Source organism: Streptomyces kurssanovii, from assembly GCF_040677245.1.
In the GTDB taxonomy this organism is placed as follows: Bacteria; Actinomycetota; Actinomycetes; order Streptomycetales; family Streptomycetaceae; genus Streptomyces; species Streptomyces kurssanovii.
This window is the reverse complement of sequence record NZ_JBFAQK010000041.1, coordinates 1-22,765: the sequence shown is the minus strand read 5'-3', so window position 1 is coordinate 22,765 and position 22,765 is coordinate 1. Positions and strand designations below refer to the sequence as shown.

General features: G+C 67.4%; 18 protein-coding genes. 7 read left to right on the top strand and 11 right to left on the bottom strand.

Going from position 1 to position 22,765, the window contains the following annotated elements:
* Nucleotides 1-46 precede the first annotated feature (46 nt).
* From AB0K36_RS24595 to AB0K36_RS24580, 4 genes are all read left to right on the top strand, one after another.
* On the top strand, nt 47-742 hold the full coding sequence (locus AB0K36_RS24595; RefSeq protein ID WP_364598202.1) for a response regulator transcription factor: 696 nt from the start codon (nt 47-49) through the stop codon (nt 740-742).
* Entirely contained in the window at nt 735-1,856 is a 1,122-nt protein-coding gene (locus AB0K36_RS24590; RefSeq protein ID WP_364598199.1) for a sensor histidine kinase, read from the top strand. The genes AB0K36_RS24595 and AB0K36_RS24590 overlap by 8 nt, the downstream gene beginning before the upstream one ends.
* A 179-nt stretch (nt 1,857-2,035) precedes the next feature.
* Nucleotides 2,036-2,509, top strand: a complete 474-nt coding sequence (locus AB0K36_RS24585) for a carboxymuconolactone decarboxylase family protein (protein ID WP_189468978.1) — start codon at nt 2,036-2,038, stop codon at nt 2,507-2,509.
* Between the two features lie 1,559 nt (nt 2,510-4,068).
* Complete coding sequence (locus AB0K36_RS24580) at nt 4,069-4,965, top strand: helix-turn-helix domain-containing protein (RefSeq protein WP_364598196.1); 897 nt, start codon at nt 4,069-4,071, stop codon at nt 4,963-4,965.
* A gap of 185 nt (nt 4,966-5,150) precedes the next feature.
* Here the strand turns inward: AB0K36_RS24580 and AB0K36_RS24575 are convergent, their stop codons facing one another.
* Complete coding sequence (locus tag AB0K36_RS24575) at nt 5,151-5,978, bottom strand: LLM class F420-dependent oxidoreductase (RefSeq protein ID WP_364598193.1); 828 nt, start codon at nt 5,976-5,978, stop codon at nt 5,151-5,153.
* A gap of 192 nt (nt 5,979-6,170) precedes the next feature.
* Between AB0K36_RS24575 and AB0K36_RS24570 the strand changes: the two genes are divergently transcribed.
* Entirely contained in the window at nt 6,171-7,688 is a 1,518-nt protein-coding gene (locus AB0K36_RS24570) for a CehA/McbA family metallohydrolase (protein ID WP_364598190.1), read from the top strand.
* Between the two features lie 129 nt (nt 7,689-7,817).
* The gene (locus tag AB0K36_RS24565) at nt 7,818-8,165 is read left to right on the top strand and encodes a VOC family protein (RefSeq protein ID WP_364598187.1); all 348 of its coding nucleotides are present in this window, start codon (nt 7,818-7,820) and stop codon (nt 8,163-8,165) included.
* Nucleotides 8,166-8,244: 79 nt separating this feature from the next.
* Here the strand turns inward: AB0K36_RS24565 and AB0K36_RS34790 are convergent, their stop codons facing one another.
* The gene (locus AB0K36_RS34790) at nt 8,245-8,454 is read right to left on the bottom strand and encodes a DUF7848 domain-containing protein (protein ID WP_494517680.1); all 210 of its coding nucleotides are present in this window, start codon (nt 8,452-8,454) and stop codon (nt 8,245-8,247) included.
* 731 nt (nt 8,455-9,185) lie between these two features.
* Between AB0K36_RS34790 and AB0K36_RS24560 the strand changes: the two genes are divergently transcribed.
* Nucleotides 9,186-9,413: a GntR family transcriptional regulator gene (locus AB0K36_RS24560; protein ID WP_364598184.1), complete on the top strand. Its 228-nt coding sequence runs from the start codon at nt 9,186-9,188 to the stop codon at nt 9,411-9,413.
* Nucleotides 9,414-10,251: 838 nt separating this feature from the next.
* Here the strand turns inward: AB0K36_RS24560 and AB0K36_RS24555 are convergent.
* The 9 genes from AB0K36_RS24555 to AB0K36_RS24515 all read right to left on the bottom strand — a co-directional run bounded on the left by AB0K36_RS24555 (nt 10,252) and on the right by AB0K36_RS24515 (nt 22,527).
* The gene (locus AB0K36_RS24555; RefSeq protein ID WP_364598181.1) at nt 10,252-10,455 is read right to left on the bottom strand and encodes an HNH endonuclease; all 204 of its coding nucleotides are present in this window, start codon (nt 10,453-10,455) and stop codon (nt 10,252-10,254) included.
* A gap of 518 nt (nt 10,456-10,973) precedes the next feature.
* Nucleotides 10,974-11,141, bottom strand: coding sequence for a hypothetical protein (locus AB0K36_RS24550; protein WP_364598178.1), 168 nt, complete (start codon nt 11,139-11,141; stop codon nt 10,974-10,976).
* A 702-nt stretch (nt 11,142-11,843) separates the two neighbouring features.
* A complete protein-coding gene (locus AB0K36_RS24545) occupies nt 11,844-12,893 on the bottom strand; it encodes a phage major capsid family protein (RefSeq protein ID WP_364598175.1) in 1,050 nt (349 codons plus the stop codon).
* A 576-nt stretch (nt 12,894-13,469) separates the two neighbouring features.
* Nucleotides 13,470-13,688: a hypothetical protein gene (locus tag AB0K36_RS24540; protein ID WP_364598172.1), complete on the bottom strand. Its 219-nt coding sequence runs from the start codon at nt 13,686-13,688 to the stop codon at nt 13,470-13,472.
* A 1,529-nt stretch (nt 13,689-15,217) separates the two neighbouring features.
* Nucleotides 15,218-16,801 carry a recombinase family protein gene (locus AB0K36_RS24535; RefSeq protein ID WP_364598169.1) on the bottom strand — a complete coding sequence of 528 codons (1,584 nt, stop codon included), beginning with the start codon at nt 16,799-16,801 and terminating at the stop codon, nt 15,218-15,220.
* A gap of 206 nt (nt 16,802-17,007) precedes the next feature.
* The gene (locus AB0K36_RS24530) at nt 17,008-17,379 is read right to left on the bottom strand and encodes a hypothetical protein (RefSeq protein ID WP_364598166.1); all 372 of its coding nucleotides are present in this window, start codon (nt 17,377-17,379) and stop codon (nt 17,008-17,010) included.
* A gap of 99 nt (nt 17,380-17,478) precedes the next feature.
* Entirely contained in the window at nt 17,479-19,032 is a 1,554-nt protein-coding gene (locus tag AB0K36_RS24525; RefSeq protein WP_364598163.1) for an APC family permease, read from the bottom strand.
* Between the two features lie 283 nt (nt 19,033-19,315).
* A complete protein-coding gene (locus AB0K36_RS24520; protein ID WP_364598160.1) occupies nt 19,316-20,785 on the bottom strand; it encodes an aldehyde dehydrogenase family protein in 1,470 nt (489 codons plus the stop codon).
* The gene (locus AB0K36_RS24515; protein WP_364598157.1) at nt 20,782-22,527 is read right to left on the bottom strand and encodes an N-acyl-D-amino-acid deacylase family protein; all 1,746 of its coding nucleotides are present in this window, start codon (nt 22,525-22,527) and stop codon (nt 20,782-20,784) included. The genes AB0K36_RS24520 and AB0K36_RS24515 overlap by 4 nt, the downstream gene beginning before the upstream one ends.
* Nucleotides 22,528-22,765: the final 238 nt, after the last annotated feature.

Genomic DNA, 22,765 nt, shown 5'->3' with positions numbered 1-22,765 from the left:
GTCTCTGGATACGACGGCGATACGTCGTGCTGCTTAGGCTTCGGACATGCGCGTACTGATCGTGGAGGACGAGCCGTACCTGGCCGAGGCCGTCCGTGACGGTCTGCGGCTGGAGGCGATCGCCGCCGACATCGCCGGCGACGGCGACTCCGCCCTGGAACTGCTGAGCGTCAACTCCTACGACCTCGCGGTCCTCGACCGCGACATCCCCGGCCCCTCCGGCGACGAGGTCGCACGGCGCATCGTCGCCTCCGGCAGCGGCATCCCGATCCTCATGCTCACCGCCGCCGACCGGATCGACGACAAGGCGTCCGGCTTCGAGCTCGGTGCCGACGACTACCTCACCAAGCCGTTCGAGCTGCGGGAACTCGTCTTGCGGCTGCGGGCACTCGACCGCAGGCGCGCGTACGCACGGCCCCCGGTCCGCGAGATCGCGGGCCTGCGGCTCGACCCCTTCCGCCGGGAGGTCTTCCGCGACGGACGCTACGTCGCGCTCACCCGCAAGCAGTTCGCCGTGCTGGAAGTCCTCGTCGCCGCCGAGGGCGGGGTCGTCAGCGCCGAGGAGCTGCTGGAACGGGCCTGGGACGAGAACGCCGACCCCCTCACCAACGCCGTGCGCATCACCGTCTCCGCCCTGCGCAAACGGCTCGGCGAGCCATGGATCATCGCCACGGTGCCGGGTGTCGGCTACCGCATCGACACCGGCCCCGACACCACCCGCCCCGGCACTGCGCATGCATAGACGCCCAGGGCTCAGCGTCCGTTGGAAACTCACCCTCAGCTACGCCGGGTTCCTCGCCGTCGCCGGCGCTCTCCTGCTGGCCGTGGTGTGGGTGTTCCTGCTGCGCTACGTACCCGACAATTCTCAGGGTCTTCTCGGGATCGCACCCAACCGCTACCTCCTTGTGCGCACCTTCTTCCCCGCCGCGGCCGTGGCGATGGTCCTCCTGCTCGTGTTCGGCCTCGTCGGGGGATGGATCCTCGCCGGACGGATGCTCGCACCGCTCACACGGATCACGGATGCGGCGGGAATGGCCGGGAGCGGATCGTTGTCCCACCGGATCCGCATGGAAGGCCGCCAGGACGAATTCCGGGAACTCGCCGACGCGTTCGACACCATGCTCGAGCAACTGGAGTCGCACGTCGCCGAGCAGCAGAGGTTCGCGGCCAACGCCTCCCACGAACTACGCACCCCGCTGGCCATCTCGCAGGCGTTGCTCGACGTCGCCCGCAAGGACCCCACACGGGACCGGACCGAACTCATCGAACGCCTGCGGGCTGTCAACACGCGCGCGATCGGCCTCACCGAGTCCCTCCTGCTGCTCAGCCGCAGCGACCGCGGGACCTTCACGCGCGAGAGCGTCGACCTCTCACTCATCGCAGAAGAGGCCGCCGAGACCCTGCTCTCCCTCGCCGAACAGCGTGGGACCACGCTCGACGTCACCGGCGGAGCGACATGGACCGGCGGCTCCGCGGAGCTCCTGCTGCGGATGGTGACGAACCTCGTCCAGAACGCCATCGTCCACAACCTCCCCGTCGGCGGCACCGTGACGGTCCACACCGAAGCGCAGGGCGACGCGAGCGTGCTGCGGGTCGAGAACACGGGTCATCCAGTGCCACCGGAGCTGGTGCCGGCCCTCACCGAGCCTTTCCGGCGCGGAACAGAACGCGTACGCACCGACGAGCATGCCGGCGTGGGTCTCGGCCTCGCGATCGTGCACAGCATCGTCCGCGCCCACGACGGGACCCTCGACCTCGTCCCCCGCCCCGCCGGCGGCCTCCTCGTCACGGTCCGGCTTCCCGGCACGCACGGCATGGCCGGCGGCGGCGTGCGGCAGGCACCTCCCGGTTCATGACCATCCGCAGGGACCACCGTCTCGCCCACCAGGTGCGAAGGCCCTGCCGACGTGATCGACGGGCGCCGTGTCCGCACCGCAGCGGACCGTGACGCGGGTCACATCCAGCCGTGTCACATCCGCGCCGGGTCGTTCCGTCATGTCGGTGTAACCATCGGCAAACGGCACAGGAGCCCACCATGGATGCTCGCTTGAACCTCTTCGGCAACCCGGTCGCCCTCCAGTTCATCAAGCACCTCAACGCCGCGGGCAAGGTCGTCTCGGACTCGACGCTGCCCCACGCGACGCAGGAGCTGGTGAAGCTCCGCGCCAGCCAGATCAACGGCTGCGGGTTCTGCACCGACATGCACTCGAAGGACGCCGCGCACGCCGGAGAGACCTCCGTGCGCCTCAACCTGGTCGCGGCCTGGCGTGAGGCCACCGTGTTCACCGACGCCGAGCGTGCCGCCCTGGAGCTGACCGAGCAGGGCACCCGCATCGCCGACGCGGCCGGTGGCGTCACCGACGAGGCATGGGCGAACGCCGCCAAGTTCTACGACGAGGAGCAACTCACCGCCCTGGTCTGCCTCATCGCCCTCATCAACACCTACAACCGCGCGAACGTGATCGTCCAGCAGCCCGCCGGCAGCTACCGGCCCGGCCAGTTCGGATGACGAGCAGCACGGGACACGGACCGCCGCCCGGTCCCATCCCATACGTGCAGTAGCGCCCGCCCCGGGCCGCCTCGCCGCGGCCCGGGGCGCACTTCGTCCGGGCCGAGGCCCGGCGCACGCCCCGCCCGTCCGCGGATGCGGATGGTTGCCACCTCTACTGGAGCGTCCACGGAGAGCGTCTACGGCCCGACGCCGCGCACGGACCTCGGAGAGGTTCGGCGAAGCGATAGTTCAACTGATCCCGCGAAGCGCTCTTGACGGAGTACCTACAGAGCGGGGCTGGATACCGGCTGAAGCAGAGGTCGCAGTCGGACTACCCGCATCCGCACTGGCCAAGTTGGCCAGCGTCGAACTCCCCGTAGATGCAGCGAAGGGCATCCTGGAAAATATGAGCATTCACCTACCAAAGGTGCACGATATAGGCGGAATAAGCGAGGCATTGAAGTTGGAGGTGCCCAAACTGTCACCGGATCAGATAAAGCATTTCGTCGCGGAGGCCTACAGGTATGTCGGATGACGGTAAATTGCAGATTTACTCCACAGAAGCATCTGACGCATCTCACGGAACCTACATTGTGAGATGCATCAGTGGAACGGTGCACATTGGCCAGACGTTCGCCCTCGCTAGCACAACCAGCGATGCCTCTTCCACTCAATTTCGCGCCAGCCTTCAGCAAATCGAGCGGTACAAGGGAGTCTTCGTGGATTATTTCACTCCCCCCCACGTCGCCAAGGTGGTTTTCACAGGAATCGTCCCCGCCGAGATCGAATCCGGGACTATCCTTGCGTGTGTCTTGGATGAGGACACGACGGCGTCTCTGTAACGGGGCGTACGGACCGAGTGCGATGGGTAGGACGGACGACTGACGGCGGATCGCACTGTCCACATGGGGGCCACTCGGACGTGCAACGGCACGTCGGTCATCTCGCGTTGCGGGGCGCTGCAATACGCGCACAGGGAGTGCGATCAGTGGGTGGTGAGCGCGGCGTGCGGACGCCACAGCCCGACTTCCTGGAACGCGCGGACGGGTTACTGGATGCGCGGGGCGTACTGCGGGCGGCGGTTTCGGATGTACGGGAGGCTCAGGCGCCCGGACTCGGCATCCGGAGTGGTACCGGAGCTACGCCAAGTTGGAGGCGGACGCCGTCCAGTTGTACGTCTACAACAACCAGTCTCCGCCTGGGCCGACTTCGTCGCGCTCACCGGGGCCGCTCGCACGCCCTGAGGGGCTGAACCGAACCCGCGGCGGAACGCGCGCCCGGATGGGGGCGATTTGCCATGGTACGGCCGGATCGGGGGTTCCCCGGTCCCGGTTCTCCTGGACCTCGAACCGCCCGCTTCAAAAGGCTTCAAGAACCAGGGAAAGAACCTTCCCCACCCCCACCTCACCTCCGCTCACTCGGACGGGTGACGCATCCCAACTCAACTGGCGCATATGCCATGACGCGGTGCAAGCTCAGCCTCGACAACAGAACACGACCGCAGAAATGCGGCGGCCCCCGGCCGGGACTGGCATCCCGATCGAGGGCCTCACCAACGAGGAAGAGAACGCTTCCCCATGGCTGTATCGCAGCTTAACGCGCCCCTGTGCGCGTCGCCGCCCGTTCCCACGGTCGGCATCCGGCACATCAACCTGCCGCACAACGACCGCTTCGTCGTGGTCGGCAACCACCTCGCCCAGCACGACCGGCTCTCGCTGACCGCGATCGGTCTGTCCGTGCACATCCAGTCGCTGCGCTCCGGGACCAGGATCTCGGTCAAGAAGCTCGCCGAGCGGTTCCCCGAGGGCGAGGACCGCATCTCGGACGCGCTCAACGAGCTGGAGCGGTACGGGTATCTGCGGCGCACGCGGGTGCGGTTGCCGTCCGGGCGGCTGATCACGACGACCGAGTCGTTCAACAACCCGACCGCGATGCGGGTCCGTGTGCCGGAGCGGGCCGTGCCCGTGACCGCGTCCGTCCGGGAAGCGCCGCCGCCTGCCGTCGAGCCGCCCGTGCCGGACCCGGTCGTGGGGCCCGAGCCCGTACCTCGGCCGAAGCAGCCCTGCCCACGGCCCCGGTCGGGGACCGCGCACCCCGCCCCGACGCCACCGCGGCCCGTCCCCGCCGCCCTCCTCGCGGACCTGCGGCGGCACGATCCCCGGCTGCTGCTCTCCGAGCGGGACATCGGCCGCCTGGCCCCGGCCGTCGACGTCTGGCTCGAGCGGGGCGTCGCGCCCGACGCGGTACGGCGGACGCTGACGGCCGCGCTGCCCGCCGGTGAGCTGCACCGTCCGGCGGGGCTGCTCCGGCACCGGCTGACGGAGCTACTGCCGCCACCGCTCCCGGCCGCCCCGCCCTCCGCGCCGCGCCCGGACCCGTTCCAGACGTGCGACGCCTGCGACCTCGCGTTCCGCGCGCCCGAGCCGGGCCTGTGCGGCGGCTGTGCGACGGCCGCCGTCATCGTGGCGGCATGACTCGGCATCGCGGCGCCGGCCCGCTGGACCTGCCGCTGTGTGCGACGTCGGCCCACCACGCCCTGGTCGTGCTGCATCGCGACCACGACTTCGTGTCCGTCGCGCGCGTCGTCGACGGCATCGACGGCATCGACGCACGGGTCGTGCGGGATCCGTACACCGTCCGACGGCCCCTCCCGAAGCTGTTACAGATACTGCGCGTACTCGTCCAGCGCCCGCAGGACCTCCGGCTCGTCGCCCGGCGGGAGTTGGAGGACGACCTCCTCCACGCCCAGCTCCGCGTAGTGCGCCAGCTTCCCCGCCGAGGGTCGGACCGCGTATGGAACGACCTGGAGGGTCTTGGGGTCGCGACCAGCCGCCTCCCAGGCGGCACGCAGCCGCGGCATCGTCTCCGTGAGGCCCCGGCCGCCGATCGGGAGCCAGCCGTCCGCGTACTGAGTGATGTGGGCGAAGAGCTTCGGGCCGGCCGCGCCGCCGACCAGGATGCGCGGGGCGCCGCCGGCCGGTTTGGGGAAGGCCGACGAAGGGCGGACCGAGCCGAACTCGCCCTTGTACGGGGTGGGTTCCGGCGCCCACAGCGCTCGCATCAGACGCATCCGGTCCAGTGCGAGTTCGCGGCGCGTCGACCACTCGACCCCGTGGTCCGCCGCCTCCTCCTTGTTCCAGCCGAAGCCGACGCCCAGCGTGAAGCGACCGCCGGAGACGTGGTCCAGGGACGCGATCTGCTTCGCCAGGTCGATCGGATCGTGCTGCGCGACCAGGGTGATGCCCGTGCCGAGGGCCAGCGTCGACGTCACCGCCGCCGCCTGGGCGAGCGCCACGAAGGGGTCGAGCGTGCGGCCGTACTCGCGGGGCAGCTCACCACCCGCGGGGTAGCCGGTGGTCCGTTCCACCGGAATGTGGGTGTGCTCGGGGACGTAGAGGCCGGCGAAGCCCCGCTGCTCCAGCTCGCGGGCCAGCCGCACCGGGCTGATCGTCTCGTCGGTCAGGAAGATGGTGGTCGACATCCGCATGCGCCCAACGTATGCCGTACGGGCCCGCGCCGTCTCGGGTCATGACCGCGGACGGGCCCGCGCCGTCTCCGGTCATGACCGCGCCGTCCGCCGAACCCCTTCCCTTGGTCGCCCGTTCACGGCTCAATACCAGGGTTCACATCGTTCGACTGCGTCACTGAGGCCCTTCGACACCCTGGGGAGTCCGACGGCATGTGCAACGAGGAAGAACACGCGGGACACGCGATGGCGCGGCGCGGGCTGCTCGTGACCGGGGCCGCCGCCGCGCTTACGCTCGGGACCGTGAGCTTCGCGAGCGCCGCGCCGCCCGATGGCGGCCGGCGGACGGAGGTCGTACGCGGCACGCTGCCGCCGGGCTCCCCCGACTACGTGTACCTGCCGGTCGAAGTGCCGCGGGGCGTGCGGGAGATCCGCGTCTCGTACCGGTACGAGCGGCCGGCCCAGCCGGCCGGGACGGCGGGCAACGCGCTCGACATCGGCATCTTCGACGAGCGCGGCACCGCCCTCGGCGGTGCCGGCTTCCGCGGCTGGTCGGGCGGCGCCCGGACGGAGTTCTTCATCCGGGCGGACGAGGCGACCCCCGGCTACATCCCGGGCCCGGTCCGCCCCGGCACCTGGCACATCGCGCTGGGGCCGTACACGGTCGCGCCGCAGGGCCTCCCGTACGAGGTGACCGTCACGCTGACCTACGGCGAGCAGGCTCCGGCACCGGAGGCGGTTCACCCGCCCGAGCGGGCCAAGGGCCGTGGGCGTGCCTGGTACCGCGGCGACTGCCATCTCCACTCCTGGTACTCGGACGGCAGGCGCACCCCCGCCGAGATCGCCGCCCTCGCCCGCGCCGCCGGGCTGGACTTCATCAACTCGTCCGAGCACAACACCCACTCCGCGCACCCCCACTGGGCGGCGGAGGCCGGGGACGACCTGCTGATCCTGCTCGGGGAGGAGGTCACGACCCGCAACGGGCACGTGGTGGCGCTCGGCACCGATCCGGGCACGTTCGTCGACTGGCGCTACCGCGCCCGCGACAACCGCTTCGGGCACTACGCCCGCGAGATCCGCCGGGCCGGCGGGCTGGTGGTCCCCGCCCACCCGCACGCCACCTGCATCGGCTGCAACTGGAAGTTCGGCTTCGGGGAGGCCGACGCGGTGGAGGTCTGGAACGGGCCCTACACGCCCGACGACGAGGTGTCGCTCGCCGACTGGGACAGCACCCTCGCGCTCGCCGCCCGCAACGGCGGGCGCTGGACACCCGCCATGGGCAGCAGCGACGCGCACCGCGACCCCGACCCGGTCGGCACACCGCAGACCGTCGTCCTCGCCGACGACCTGACCCGCGAGGCGATCCTCGACGGGATCAAGGCAGGGCGCAGTTACGTCGCCGAGTCCAAAAACGTCTCGCTCGGCTTCTCCGCGGCCGGCGGGCGCGGCCGGCACGCGGGCATCGGGGAGCGGCTCCGCGTGGACGACAAGGATCCGGTGACGGTCCGGCTGGAGGTCGAGGGCGCGCCCGGCTGCACGGTTCGGTTCGTGACCGACCAAGGGGTGCTGCACTCGGCGGCGCTGCCCGCCTCGGGGACCGGGACGGTGGAGTGGCGCACGACCGCGCGGTACGCCACCTACGTACGCGCCGAGGTACGTCACGCGCCCGTGATGCCGCCGCTGCCGGGGGCGCTCGCCGCGTTCACGAACCCTGTTTTTCTGGGCGGCTGAGCCCGCGGTCCGGCGAAGTGATGTCCGGGCCGCCGGCGGTGCGGGCGGCCCGGCGTCCGACCCTATCCGCCCTCCCCGCCCATCGGAAAATGGCCGGTGCGGTACGGCCCCGGGGCCTACGCTCCGGGCATGGGATCAATTGTGCGCCACATCACCATCGACTCCTCCGACGCCTACCGCCTCGCGACCTTCTGGGCCGCGGTGCTGGATGCGAAGGTCTCCGACGACGACGCTCCCGGTGACGACGATGCTCTGGTCGAGTCGAAGAACGGGGCGCTGCTGTTCGTCACCGTCCCCGAGAAGAAGACCCTGAAGAACCGCGTCCACCTGGACATCGTGCCGGCGGAAGGCACCCGTGACGAGGAGGTGGAGCGTCTGCTGGCGCTCGGGGCGACGCTCGTCGCCGATCACCGTGTGCCGGACGGCCGGGGTTGGGTGACGCTGGCGGACCCGAACACTCGTAACTACCAGTTCTGATCGTATCCCCTGGTCAGACCATGGGAAAGCCCCCGCCGTGCACCATCGGCGCAGCACACAACGGGGGCAGTTGGAGGGGCTAGCGGGTCACATCAGCGAACCCGGTGACAGTGCGCCGGAACCGCATGTGCCCGGTGCGTCCAGCGTGGCGCAGCGCCCACATATCCGCAGCTTCGTTGTCCGTCTGCGGGCCGGACTCCTCATGGCAGTCAGCGGTCACACAGGCCGCTTCCCACGTAGCCCCGGCACTCGTGTCCGTCCGGATGGTGTGGGGCTCGTAGCGGAACACTGAGCGGGTCACCCGAACGCCTCAGCGGGCAGTCTGGGGCCGTCGTCGTCTCCGTCGCCGTCCGGCACGGGCAAGCGCGCTCCGCGCGACTCAGCAACCCGCAGCGCATCCGATAGGCACTCGCTCAACCGACGTACTGCGTAACGGAGTTCAGCGTCAGACACCTTCGGCTCTTCGAGCAACTGCCGTACCAGGCAGAGCACTTCGGCCCCGGTGTCGAGTTGCGTTGCTTCGAGCCGGTCGGCAAGCCGGGACATGAAGCCCGTCGCATCATCGGTCGACAGATAGGCGCGCTGCCCATCGGGACCGGGCCACGGGAGTAGGCGAGTGCTCACGCGCTCACCGCCGCATAGTCGATACCAGCAGTGGCGAGAACGAGCGCAGTACGCCGCTCCCGCTGCAACTGCCGTTCCCTTTGCTGCTCCCACGCCACAAGGTACGGACGGACCATGACCACCGCCTCAGCGTCCAGCGGTTCAAAATGGGGCCGCACGGGCCGAGGAGGGGTTACTACGGGCGCTGCGGGGGGCGTGTCGATTCGGTGTCGACCGGACGGCCGGAAGAACAGCCCGAAGAGACGGCGGATAAGCTCAAACACGTTGGCGCTCCTTTTCAGCGTCGACCACGCCCCCGGACGTTCGCAGCGTCGCGGGGGCACCTTCGGTTCCGAGGATACGCGTATTCGCGCATTCGCGGTCGCTCGAATTCGAGAAGACGCATACGTTCGAAGCATGGATCTTGACCGGGGTAAGCCCGTGTGGCCGCAGGTAGCCGACGAGCTGCGCCGCCGTATCGACGCGGGCACCTACCCGCCCGGCGACAGGTTCCCCGCCGTGGTGGACCTTGCCGCAGAGTTCGACGTGGCAGCGTCCACGGTTCAAAAGGCAGTGGCCACGCTCCGCGCTGAGGGGAAGTTGCGCACCGTGCTGGGTCAAGGCTCGTTCGTCGCGGACGCCTGACACCGCCGGCCCCTAGCACGACAACGGCAATCCTGTCAAGGGTCACCTACTTGAGCCCCAACGCACGAAAGCCCCCGGCCAGTCAGCGTCAGCCAACTAGGCACGGGGGCAACGGTGTTGCTCTTAGAAACAGCACGGGCAGGAAGCGGACGCGTAGAGATCAGCGAGGCTTGGCAAACGCCCTGAGGAACGTTTGAACAGGACCACGAAAGCGGGCCAAAGCTCGTGTGACAGCGGGTCGCTACCGTCGCTGACAATGGCGCAGACAAGCGGCTCAGTGTCCATACCGCGCGGACTCCTCAGCTTGGATTGCGTGAACCCGTCGCATGGCAGCGGCGAGAATCTTGTCATCGTCGCTTTCGTCGTCAGCGGGTTCCAAACCGGTCTGTTCCTTCATGGCCGTATACAGCGCGCTGAACGAGCGCAACAGCGGATGCGCGACGGGGACACCCGCGCTTCCCATGACCATAAGTCCGTCTGTTGCAACGTGGTCCATGAACGCTGCCCATAGTTTCACAACGTCTTCCGCAAGGGGCTCTGAGGCGGTCTCTAGCGCCTTAGGGGATATCGGGTGGACGGTGGCGACGCTGCCTGTCTGCGCGACCCTCTCAGCGCGATTGTGAGCCTTACGGCAACGGTCATCGCAGTACCGCTTACGCCAGTCGGACCCAGCAGGGAAAGGCTTGCCGCACGGTACGTGCTGGCACTTAGTGATTTTCATTGGTGTTCCGTTCGTGGTGACGGGTGGCGGGTAGGCGGACAGCCCCAGCGGGCGGCGGCGTCACGCGTGCGTCTTGTGAGTTTTAGCGGGGCTCGCTGAGCCCTCTCTCAGCCAACTTCACAGCGGCCTACCGCCCCCGCCTCGCTCGCTGCGGGTCTTGAGGCGATGACATTCACGGCAAAGCACTTGCACATTGCTCTCAATGTCCATGCCGTTCTTACTAAGCGGCACGACGTGGTCAACGTGTAGGTCAATGGCCAAGGACTCACGCCGACACGAGCGGCAGACACCCGAACCAACACGGTTCAACGCAGCGCGCATCCTGCGCTGAGCACCATTGCCAGACGCAAGGCGTTGCTTACGCACGCTGCGACTAACCGCGTTCTTCCTTGCGCGGTACTCAGACTCACACGCTGCACAGCGTGAGCCATGGCCGTACTTCACCAGGGCACGACAGGCACGGCCCTGAATCCCTAGGCACCGGGTACGCATTGCTACCCCCTATATGCGAACACCCCCCACCTACTCAATTGAGGGGGCGGGGGGTGTAGTGGTCTTACCGGTTCTCGTGCTAGCGGTCGTCCTTGTCTAGAACCATTGCCGCTATATCAACCATCGGGTGACTGCTTTCCTCGAACAGGCAAAACTCTACGAGCCGATCAGCCGTGACAACGTCCCCAAACTTGCGCCATAGCTTGCGCTTATTCACGCCAAGCATAGAAGCGGCCAGCGCGACCGGGAATCGCACACGCTCGTAACCATTCCTTTGACTGAGTCGGTATACCCACGAACTCAGCTCGTATGTTAGGTGCGCCCTGTCATCGCCACTTAGAAGGATGTCACTCATAAGCACGCTCGCTGTCTTGCTGCTCAGCGCGGCGTACGGCATTCAGCACGTCGAGCGCTGCGAACAATCGGTGCCGCTGCGCCGGATCGGCGGGCACCACCGCATAGTCATGGATGGCAGACACAGCGGCTGCGATCTGTGCTGCTGTTGGTTCGAACATGTCTCTCCTTACAGGGCTTGGATAACCGAGTCATCACGCGGAACGGGCAGGGCAGTAGGCCGTACATAGTCCCGCCGGCCTAGCTCACGAGCGCAGCCCTGGCACCACACCGCAGCGCTATCCCAATCCTTCTGATCGGGGTCCGCGTACAGAACTACAACGCCTTGCACGGGGCCCGTTCCCCCGCAGTGACTACAGCGAATGACGTTGCCCTCACGGGCGAACTTGAGTGCTCGCTGCGCTAGCTCAGTGAGGATTGCGTCACTTGCAGGATTCCACTTGCGAGCGAGGAGGCGGGCAGCGCGGGAACGCCACTTGACTCCGATCACAGCGACTCCCAAACATCAAACTCGTCATCATCGAAAAGGGTCCGGTTACGTATGGCTTGTTCGCACGGACGGCAGACCACCACGAGCCCCGTTTCCCCAATGGTCTTAGGGAACTTGGCTCGGTACCTCAACGCCCGTTCAGCGATCACGAAAGATAGCGCAGACGGCTCGTGTAGCTGAGGCTCGCAGCGGCCCCAATAGCACGGCCACTTACCCTCAAAGCCCTTACGTTCGGCCCGGTCGTTGAGAATCGTTGCTGCCGTTTCCTCGTTCTGCTCTCGCTGCCATTGGTCGTAGCGTCGACACTCGGCACAAGCCCCCGGGCCCCCTCCGCAGAGGTGGGAGGGAACCCGGGGTGCATTGCTGTCAGCCATTACGCAGCAGCCGCTACAACGACCTGAACATGTCCAGCGTCCGCAATGGCCACGTCACCAACGCGAGCACGAGCAGCAATCGCGACGTGATCAATCGCGTACACGCTCGCTTCCGTGGTCACCTTCGAAATTTCAAGGTTCTTCCGAACACCCACACCGACCTGAGCGAGATCGGCCACAACGACCGTGCCAGCAGGAACGGTTACCGTCCCGTCTGCAAGAGCGGGCAGGGCGACAAACTCAGGAAGCTTGTCAAGGTAGGCAGCGCCGTAAAGGCTCGCCACAGACCGCTGTAGCGCTCGGATCTCAGCCGGGTTACCGATAACCGCCGAAGGCGTACCGCCCGCGTTCTCACAGCGAGCCACAGCGTCAATGACGTGGTCTGCGTCGAGGGTGGTCTCACCGGCCGGAGTAGTGGTCACGGTGCCGACGTCGAGCAGGCCATAGACAGTCTCGTCACCATCGGTGCCACCGTTCACTAGAACGTGGTCGACACGCTGACCGACACCCGCAAGTAGCGCAGCCTCTATGGACTTCTCAGCGAACGGGTAATCGGTCAGCTCGTCCGCATCAATGCGAGTAATCGCGGTGGGCTTGACCGTCTGGAACGAACCAATGGTCACCGGTACGGCGACATCGGCAATCGGCTCGTTGCGCGGGGCAAGCTCAGCGGTCACACGAGGGGCAACAGGCACGGCACCACGGGTCCGCGAAAACTCGAATGCATTCAGCCGGCCCAGCAGTCGGGAACCATTCGGTGCAGCGCTGAGCATTGTTGCAGCGGGAACGCTAGACGTGTCGGCCACAAAATCAGCCTCACGCATTTCAGCGACAGACGAGCCGAACACGCGGACATCCGCAAGAGAACGCTTAGCGACCGGATCACCCGGAATCACGTAACCCTGGTGGAGAGACGCAGCACGCTCAGCGGCAGCACCGGCCGCAATGGTCGAGCCGAGGATCTTGTCATAATCCGCGATGATCTCAAGAAGCTTTGCTTCCTTCGAACGCGCAGCGGCATGCATGGGCTTATTGGCAAACTCATCCATGAGAGCGCGAAGTTCGGCTGTAGCTCGTCCTCGCTCAGCGAGTGCATTAGAGGCAGCGGAAACGTTGAAAGACAAGGTAGGTCCTTAAACGGAAGCGACCCACTCAATCGAGTAGGTCGCAGGCTTGTTGGTGGTATCCGGTTGTGATCGCGCTGTTGTGTCTGCGGTTGTGGTGCTGCGGTTGTTATGGAGTTTTACAACAGCCTTACGGCTGAGGGGTGTTAGGGGCGAGTCAGGCGCACGGCAAGCGAGCCCGCAAGCTCACCCGCTAGCACAGCGACGGTGCCGAGGAATGCAAGCGTCATGGTGCGTCCATTTCGTTGGCCGTTTCCTTGGGTAGCAGGTTCAGCCCTAGGACGACCCAGTCTTTGCGGCCCCGGACGGTTTTGTATCCAGCGTGCGCGAGAAGCGCCGTTGTTGCCGCGTTGTCCGGATGCCCGGAATACCCGTTCTCTCTTGCCCACCGGCGCATAAGGCCTATCAGCAAGTGGCGGGGCACAAGATGCGACCGAGCGTCTATGGTCCTAGCTCGGAGGAAATCAAAAACTAGATCTCGCTCGTCGTCCGTATACCCGCTCAATGGTCGCCCCGTCGTCCAGAAACACGGTTAGCAGGCAGCGAGCGATAAAGCCAACTGATGTGCTCAACACCCGGGTGCACGGCTATGTTTCCGTCCGCATCTTCGATCACGGTTCCATCGGCACGAATCGACTTGACCAAGTCACGGAAGATCCATTCCATCTCGTCAGCGAGCGGACGGGGGATCGGCACGGGCTTAGGCACGGGGATAGTCATTTTGTGTTCCTTAGCTTGAGAGCAGCGCGGTAGTTCTGAGCACGGGTTCGGCAATCCGCCGTGCAGTACTTGCGGGGTCGACCGGGGCCGTCCACTATCCCAACAGGCTTTGCGCACCATCCGCAGGAACGGTCAGCGGATGCGAGCGTTAGGCATAGCTGGTGGACGGACGCTTTTAGGTCGGGCATTAGGGTCTCCGAAAACGGAAAAACCCGGACCCCATGGACGCTGTGCCAGCAGCGCATCTCATGAGATCCGGGGTCACCGGGCTTGTGTTACGTGCTGGCACACGTAAGCGGAAGGGGCGGAACCGAATAGCACTCTCAACTACTCGGGTCCGCACACGCTGTCCGCTAAGACAAGGGGCGTTAACCCCTCTACTATTTAGATAGTGCGTCAAACGCTTATCGCGCCCACTATGTCGGGTTCGCCGGAATTACCGTTACTGATTCGTGATATGGCTCAGCGGCCTAAGCGCCGCTTTGCTGGCCTAACGCGGAAGCGGGTAAGGGAAGGGGTGCAGGAGCCCCCACGCGCTGTCAGTGGGCAAGGTTGCGTCGTGAATCGCGAGGGTTGCCCGGCGACTCAGCGGGCCGAGTGACGCAGTGACGCGATGATGTCACTTCTGGTTTCGCAGCTATAAAAGCTCATTAATTAGATACCTGTGTTGGGAACCCAAAAACAACCTAAATTCGTCACTCGCGTCACTTCCGCTGGTCAGAGGGCATATTGATCTTGGCTTCTGAGTGACGCGGTGACGACTGAGGCGAACCTAAGTTGTGGATAACTCTGTGGACGAATCGAATCGGGCCCGCAATTTCTCATACAGCGGGACACCCCCCTTCCGCTGTGATGACGAACGCGCCCCGTCGGATGACGCTGCACCCCCTCAGCGGGCACCGAACGTCGTTGGGGAACCCGCCGTCGAGCGTCCTTCCCGGATGCCCTCAGGGGCTCTCTGCGGCCGCCTGTCCCGGCGCAGGAACGCACGTTGCGGCACAGCCGACCTGGGCACCGGAAAGGCGCTCAGCGCCCGTGTGCGGGCATGACAAAGCCCCGCTCGACCACTGGGGCCGAACGGGGCTGAGAGGGGCTGAGGCGAGCGGCTAGAGCGCGTTAAGCTCACGTCGACAGTCACGGCATGACGGCGGGGGCAGCGTCCCGCCCCCCTTACCGACACTGACAGCGAACACCGGTGCTCCGCAGAGCGTTCTACTACGGTCCCCGACAAAGACAGCGTGGGTTTCCGTGTCCCCGCCTGCCTTTGCGAGCACCACGCCGAGCACTACTGGCCCGGTCGGCTCGTCCTGGTGCCGCTTCCGGCGGGCTGCCACAGAGTCTTGCGGGTGTGGTTCCATACTCTCTCCAAAATGGGAAGCCCCAGGGCCGAAACCCCGGGGTGATCAGTGATTCCTCTTCACCGCTGAGCTTGCTCAACGCGAGCGAAATCCTACGCAGGATGGCATCGAGCGTTGCGGTCAAGTCGTGTTGCCCGACCACGCGGGCCGAACGGGCTGTTCGCTGTCGTGCTAGGCCGCTATGTGGTCACTGAGAACGTCCGCTGCCTCAGCGAAGAAGTCTTCCCGCAGGGTGAAGCACACGCGCCGCTCATCCAGCGTTCGCCACCCGCCACGGGTGCCCCGCTTCACGGTCAGGTGTGCGCCCGCCTCAATGAGCATTGCGCGCTTGCCCGCTGTATCCGCTGCCCGCCATTCGTCGGCGTAGCTGCGGTTGAGGCGGACCACTTCTGTACGGGCCTCAACCTTGGGCCGTGCCTCAAGTTCGGCCAAGCGGGCATCAAGTGCGTCCGCTCGCCGCTGCCACGCGTCCCGTGCCGCATTGCTCCGCTGCCTGCCCTCTTGCCGCATGTGGTCTTCAAACTCGGCGGTAGTGGCCTCAATCTCCGGTGTTGGGTCGTATCCGGGAATGGTGCGGGTTTCCGTGATCTTGAGTCCGCCTACGCTGCGCAGAAACTCTCGTTCCGCGTACTCGTCTGCCCATTCGGCCTTGATGTTCGCGGGTGCGTCGCACTTATCACCCCGGGCGTGCGCGTTGCACTTGTAGAAGTCGCTCACGCTGGCACCCTTCTTTGTGGGCTTGCTGAGGTACATACGGCCCCCGCAGCTATCGCAGTGCACTACGCGCAGCAGTAGCGCATTGGTGTCCTTGCGTTCGCGGTTGTCTATGGAGCGCTCAGCGAACAGTGCGCCGATCGCGTCGAATTCCTCACGGCTGAGTATCGGTGCGTTGGTCGCCATAACGGGACGGCCCCCACTGTCCCGGACGGGGTTGCCGTTGTGCGTCTTCCAACCGAGCAGCGAAACGGAGGTGAGAACGCGCTTGATGATACTGGGACCCCACTTGAATTGTTCCCGCTGGACGCCCTCTCCCTTTGCCCCGCCGGTCTTGCCTCCGGTCTTGCGTCCCTTCTTTATCGACCAGTAGTCGCGCGGGGAGGGTTCGTTTTCCTCGTTCAATTCAGCGGCAACCGCGCTTGCTGTCTTGCCCGCCATGAGTTCGCGAGTGATGCGCTCAATGACCTTTACGGCGTCAGCGTCCGGTATGAGGGTCCATCCGCCCCCGTCGAGTTCGGCAGGCTCATATCCGTAGGGCGGACGGGAACCGCGCCACCGCAGCGGCATGGATCGCATGGCCGCTTGTGCGCCGGTAACGCGCTCAGCGATCGACTGAGCTTCCATCTGTGCGGCGAACGCCAGAAGGGTTGCGATCAATTCGCCGACCACATTGGACATGTCGAGTTCGAGCCGTGCCCCGCCGGGCCCTTCGGCGAAAACGAGTCGCTTGGCGTGCTTCCGGGCCCAGGACACGAGCGCTGACATGTCGGCCATGCTGCGCACGGCACGGTCAAGCCGCCACCAAATGATGATGTCGAAATCGTCGGGCCGCTCGAACCAGGGGCCAAGCTGCGGGCGCTCGAATGGCGTGGTCTTGCTGGCACTCACGTCAAGGTCTTCCGCTTCCCCGACGATGATCGCGCCGAGTGAAGCGGCGGCAAGCTCGTTCGCTTCACGCTGCCTACCGGGGGACGTCGTCTCGTCCGTGGCGACGCTGAGGCGGATTGCGGACAGTGCGCGAGGCTGGTTGGTTTTCACACCCTCGGGAGAGTGAGTCAAACGCCTAGGCGCGCTGACCTGCGTGTTTGCTGCCATCGGTGGGCACTCCCAGAACTGCTAGATGGGAGTGTTCGGAGACCCGGAGGGGAACGAGTTCTGCGTCGAGCGCGGCGCCGCCGAACGCACGGCCTGAACGGCGTCAACGGCCGCGAGGCCCGGGGCCGGCCGCCGGGGCCGCCCCGACCCTAGCCGCGGTCCTTGCCGGCCGGGAAGAGCGGGGACCACGGCAGCGCCGTGCGCCACAGGTCTCCGCCGCGCATCCAGTCGCCGATGACCTCGGCCACCGACTGGGGTCCGATGACGTCCCCCTGCCACGGCACGTGCGCCTCGAAGTGCAGGTGGTCACCGCCCTCGCGGTATTCGACCTGGTAGCTGAAGTCGTCGTTCAGATGGACCTGCATGAAGTGCTGGCCCACCGGTTCCCTGTCGGTCCGCTCGACGATCACGAACGGGTGCGCCAGATTCATGTCGGCGAGCAGGTCGTGGACGGCCACCTCCGACGGATCGTCGAGGGACCTCCCGCCCGCTTCGGTGGCTCGGATCAGCGGCTCGGTCATACGGCTGACTGTAGGGCCCGGGTCGGACAACGGGGCCCGGACAGCCGAAAGCCGGGCCTGCGGCGCGAGAGACGCACCGCAGGCCCGGCAGAGGGTCGCTCAGTCGGCCAGTTCCAGCGCCGGGGTCTCCTTGGTGAGGACCTCGCCGCGGAAGAACGCCGGGCTGCGGCGCTGCATGAGGAGCATCAGGAAGAAGCCGAGCACCAGCAGGCCGACTCCGATGACGAAGACCGAGCCCATGCCGAGGACGGAGGATCCGGAGCCGTAGGCCGGGTCCCACATGTCGTAGAGGGTCTTGCCGAAGACCGCGGTGAGCATCAGGCCGCCGACGCCGGGGAGGATGCCCTTGACCAGCAGGTTGCCGGTCGAACGGGTCAGTTCCTTGCGGAAGAACCAGACGCAGGCGAAGGCCGTGATCGAGTAGTAGAAGCAGATCATCAGGCCGAGCGCGTAGATCGTGTCGACGAGGACGTTCTCGCTGACGAGGCTCATCACCGTGTAGAAGACGCCGGTCGCGACGCCCGCGGCGACCGTGGCGAGCCCGGGGGTCTTGAAGCGGGGGTGGACCTTCGCGAACGCCGGCGGCATGGCGTCGTACGCGCTCATCGCGAGGGCGGTGCGGGCGACCGGGATGAAGGTCGTCTGGAGGCTGGCCGCGGCGGATGCGAGGACCGCGACGAAGAGCAGGATGCCGAGACCGGAGCCCATGATCGGGTCGGCCAGCACGGCGAACACGTTGTCCGAGGTCTCCGGGTTGCCGAGCCCGGTGCCCTTCTCACCGATGCCGGCGTACATCTGCACGGCGATGGCGACCATCAGGTACGAGGCGACGATGACGACCATGGCGAGCATGGCGGAGCGGCCCGGGGTGCGGGCGCTGCCGACGCTCTCCTCGTTGATGGACAGACAGGCGTCCCAGCCCCAGTAGATGAAGATCGAGAGGGAGAGCCCCGCGGTGAAGGCGGAGAAGGACTCGACGCCGAACGGGTTCATCCAGGACAGGGAGAAGTCCAGGGAGCCGGCGACCTCGCCGGACTTGGCGATCGCCATGGCCGCGAAGATCACGATGACGGTGAGCTGGAGGCCGACCAGGGCGTACTGGACCCATTTGGTCGCGGTGATGCCCCGGTAGCTGATGGCCGTCGCGACGGCGATGAAGCCGAGTGTGGTGAGGATGTGGACGGCCTTGTTGCCGTCGAGGGCGGCCACGTCGGCACTGCCCGTGATCTCTCCGGCGGTGAGCCAGAAGAAGGACGTGGCCACACCGGCGAGGTTGGAGAGGACCACGACGGTGGCCACCAGCAGTCCCCAGCCGCACATCCAGCCGATCTTGGGACCGAAGGCCTTCACCGACCAGGTGAAGGAGGTGCCGCAGTCGGGGACCGCCTTGTTGAGCTCCCGGTACGCGAAGGCGACGAGCAGCATCGGCAGGAAGCCGGCCAGGAAGATGGCGGGCATCTGGAGTCCGACCTCGCCGACGGTCGGCCCGAGTGTCGAGGTCAGGCAGTAGACGGGGGCAACCGTCGAGACGCCGATGACAGCCCCACCCATGAGGCCGACGGAGTTCCCGCCCAGGCCCTTGGTGCGGACACCCCCGTCGGGGGCGCTCCGTACCGTGTCTCCGGCCTGTGGCCGCGCATCCAGCTGAGTCATGGAGAGGACGTTAAGTGCTGCGGTTTCCACATCCGGATGATCGAAGTCCGGATTCTCCTGGAGCCTCGCCGCTTGATTCCAAGGTCAAGGCGGACGTCTCCGAGACATTCGGAAGCCTCATTGCGGTTACCAGCGGTACATCGCAAGGCGTCAGCGCCACTCTTCCGAGATGCGAGAACCGCAGCGTCACCCGTTTTGTCCGGTTTCAAATTTTCCCGTGCGTTTTTCCGGCCCGGCGCCGGGCCAATTGGCGCAAGGGATTTAGGCCACCCGTCGCCCGCCGTCAGCCCGGCCACACCACCGACTGGAGCTCGCTGTACGCATACAGCGCGTACGAGCCGACGTCCCGGCCCACGCCGCTCCGCTTGAACCCGCCGAACGGCGCCTCCATGTTCCGGCCGACGGTGTTCACCCCGACCCCGCCCGCCCGCAGCCGGGCCGCCACCCGGAAGGCACGGGCCACATCGCCCGACCAGACGTAGTCGATCAGGCCGTACTCGCCGTCGTCGGCGAGCGCGATCCCCTCCTCCTCGTCGTCGAACGGGACGACGACCACCACCGGCCCGAAGATCTCCTCACGCACGACGCGCATGTCCTTCGTGCAGTCGGCGAAGAGCGTGGGAGCCACGTAGAAGCCCTTCTCGAAGGCGGGCCGCCCGCCGCCCGCCACCAGACGCGCGCCCTCCTTCCTGCCCAGGTCGACATACGACTCCACCCGGTCGCGGTGGGCCGCCGAGATGACCGGTCCGACGACCGTGGCCGGATCGCGCGGGTCGCCGACGCGCAGGGCACGCGCCAAGCCGGCCAGCCCCTCCACCAGCCGGTCGTACACGCCGCGCTGCGCGATCACCCGCGTCGGCGCCGTGCATATCTGACCGCTGTAGAAGGAGAACGTCGTACCGATCCCGCGCACGGCGGAACCGATGTCCGCGTCGTCGAAGACGAGGGCCGCGCCCTTGCCGCCCAGCTCCATCAGCTGGCGCTTCATCCCACGGCCGCAGACCTCGGCGATGCGCTGCCCGACCACCGTGGAGCCGGTGAAACTGACCATGTCCACGTCCGCGCAGTCGACGGCCGCCTCGCCGACGGCCGGCGCGGAACCGGTGACCACGTTCACCGTGCCGGGCGGGGCGCCCGCCTCCTCGAGGGCCGCCGCCATCCGGTAGACCGACAGCGGGTCCTGCGGAGCGGGTTTCACCACGACCGTATTGCCCATGGCGAGCGCCGGAGCGACCTTGCCGGCCGGGTTCGCCCACGGATTGTTGTACGAGGTGACGCAGGTGACCACGCCGACCGGCCGGCGTACGGCGACGGCGCCGAGCACGCCGCCCTTGCCCATCGGGCCCGCGGCGCTGATCTGCGGCGGCAGGGCCCGCTCGACCGGCTCCAGCGCGCCCTTGGCGTACCGGGCGAACCGGGCCGCCGCCACCGCCACCTGCATCCCGCGTGCCGTGGCCGTCGTCGCGCCGCTCTCGGCACGGGCCAGCTCCGTGTGGGCCTCGCGGTCCCGCAGGACCAGGGCGGCCGCCCGGTCCAGGACCGCGGCGCGCTCCTCGGGCCGCGTGCGGGACCAGGTGGTGAAGGCCTCGCGGGCGGCGGCGGCAGCGGCGTGGACCTGGGCGCGGCTCGCCTCGGGCGCCAGGCCGACGACCTCCTCCGTCGCCGGGTCGATCACCTCGTAGTGACCCAGGTCGGGCTCGACCCACTGTCCGCCGATGAACAGCCGCTGCCCGGCCCGCTCCGGCGGCGTCACCGGGTCGACACCGTCCTCGTGTCACGGCCGGAACGGAGCACCCGGCCCGGTACGGCGCCGGTGACCTTGTCGTTCCGTATCGTCTCGACACCGTTGACCCGCACGGACACGATCCCGACGGCCTTCGCGTCCAGGCGCGGGCTGTCGCCGGGAAGGTCGTGCACGAGCGTCGCCGGGCCGGCGTCGATACGTTCCGGGTCGAACAGGACGAGGTCCGCGTGGTGACCCTCGACGATGCGGCCGCGGTCGCGCAGACCGAAAAGACGGGCCGGATCGTCGGTCAGCATCTTCACCGCCTCCTCCAGCCCGACCAGCTTCCGGCCCCGCAGACAGTCCCCGAGGAAGCGGGTCGTGTACGGGGCGCCGCACATCCGGTCCAGGTGCGCGCCCGCGTCCGAGCCGCCGAGCAGCACGTCCTCGTGCTGCCAGGTCTCCGCGCGCAGAGCCCACGAGTCCGGGTCGTTGTCGCTGGGCATGGGCCAAAGGACCGTACGCAGATCGTCGTTGGCGCAGATCTCGACCAGGCACTGGAAAGGGTCCTGGCCGCGTTCCGCGGCGATGTCCCGCACGACGCGGCCGGTGAGGCCCTCGTTCTCCCGGGTGTACGTGTCCCCGACGACATACCGGCCGAAGTGGGCCAGCCGGCGGAAGACACCGGCCTCCGGGGAGTCCGCGCGCCGCAGCATCCCGGCCCGGACGGCCGGATCACGCAGTTTCGCGATGCGCTGCGGCACGGGCAGGGACAGGACCTCGCCCCAGCCGGGGATCAGGTTCAGCGCGCAGAACGTCCCCAGCGACATGTTCATCGGCGTCAGGATCGGCATGGTCAGCGCGACGACACGGCCACCGGCCTTACGGGCACGCTCGGAGGGGACGAGCTGGCGGGGGACACGGTCGGGGACGGAGGCGTCGATGGTGAGGACGTTCCAGTTCAGCGGCCTTCCCGCGGCGGCGCTCATCTCCACGAGGAGGTCGATCTCGTCGTCCCCGAACCGGTCGAGGCACCCGGCGACGATCGCCTCGAGCTGGGTGCCCTCGTGCTCCCCCACAGCCCTGGAGAGGGCGAGCAGTTCGTGCGGCAGGGCGTGACGGGACGCGACGGGCCTGCCGTCACCGTCCGAGTGCGTCGACGACTGCGTGGTGGACAGGCCCCAGGCGCCGGCCTCCATGGCGTCATGCAGGAGCGCCAGCATCCGCTCGAGCTGCGCCGGGGTCGGCTGCCCGCCGATCGCGTCCGGGCCCATCACGTGCCGGCGGAGGGCGCAGTGGCCCACCATGAAGCCGGCGTTGACCGCTGTGCGGCCTTCGAGGGCGTCCAGGTACTCACCGAAGGTGTGCCAGTTCCAGGGGGCGCCCTGCTCGAGCGCGACGAGGGACATGCCCTCGACCTTGGACATCATCCGCCGCGTGTAGTCGGCGTCCTCCGGACGGTCCGGGTTGAGCGGCGCGAGCGTGAAACCGCAGTTGCCGCCTGCGACGGTCGTGACGCCGTGGTTGAGGGACGGGGTCGCGTACGGGTCCCAGAACAACTGGGCGTCGTAATGGGTGTGCGGGTCGACGAAGCCGGGGGCCAGGACGAGGCCGGTGGCGTCCTCGACGGTCCTGGCCGAGGGGGTGGCGCCGGTGCCGGGCTCCGTGATGGTGGCAGTCCGGCCGTCGTCGCCGATGCCGACGTCGGCGGCGTAGGCGGGGGCGCCGGTGCCGTCGACGACGGTCGCGTTGCGGATGAGGTGGGCGAGCATGGCGTCCCCTTCTGTACGGGGTCGTTGGCGGGTCGGGTGGGTGGTGCGGTGTGGCCCGGCCGGGGGGTGCGGCGGCCGGCCGCGGCCACGCACGCCGCCCCGACCGGGCGCGACGGGCGACGGTCCGGGAAGACGCCGCCCGTGCGTGTGGGGTGGGCGGGGGGTCCGCTGCGCGGGGGCTTGTCCCCTCCCCGCCCCTTCCCGTAACCGGGCTCCGCCCGGACCCGTACCGCGCTTC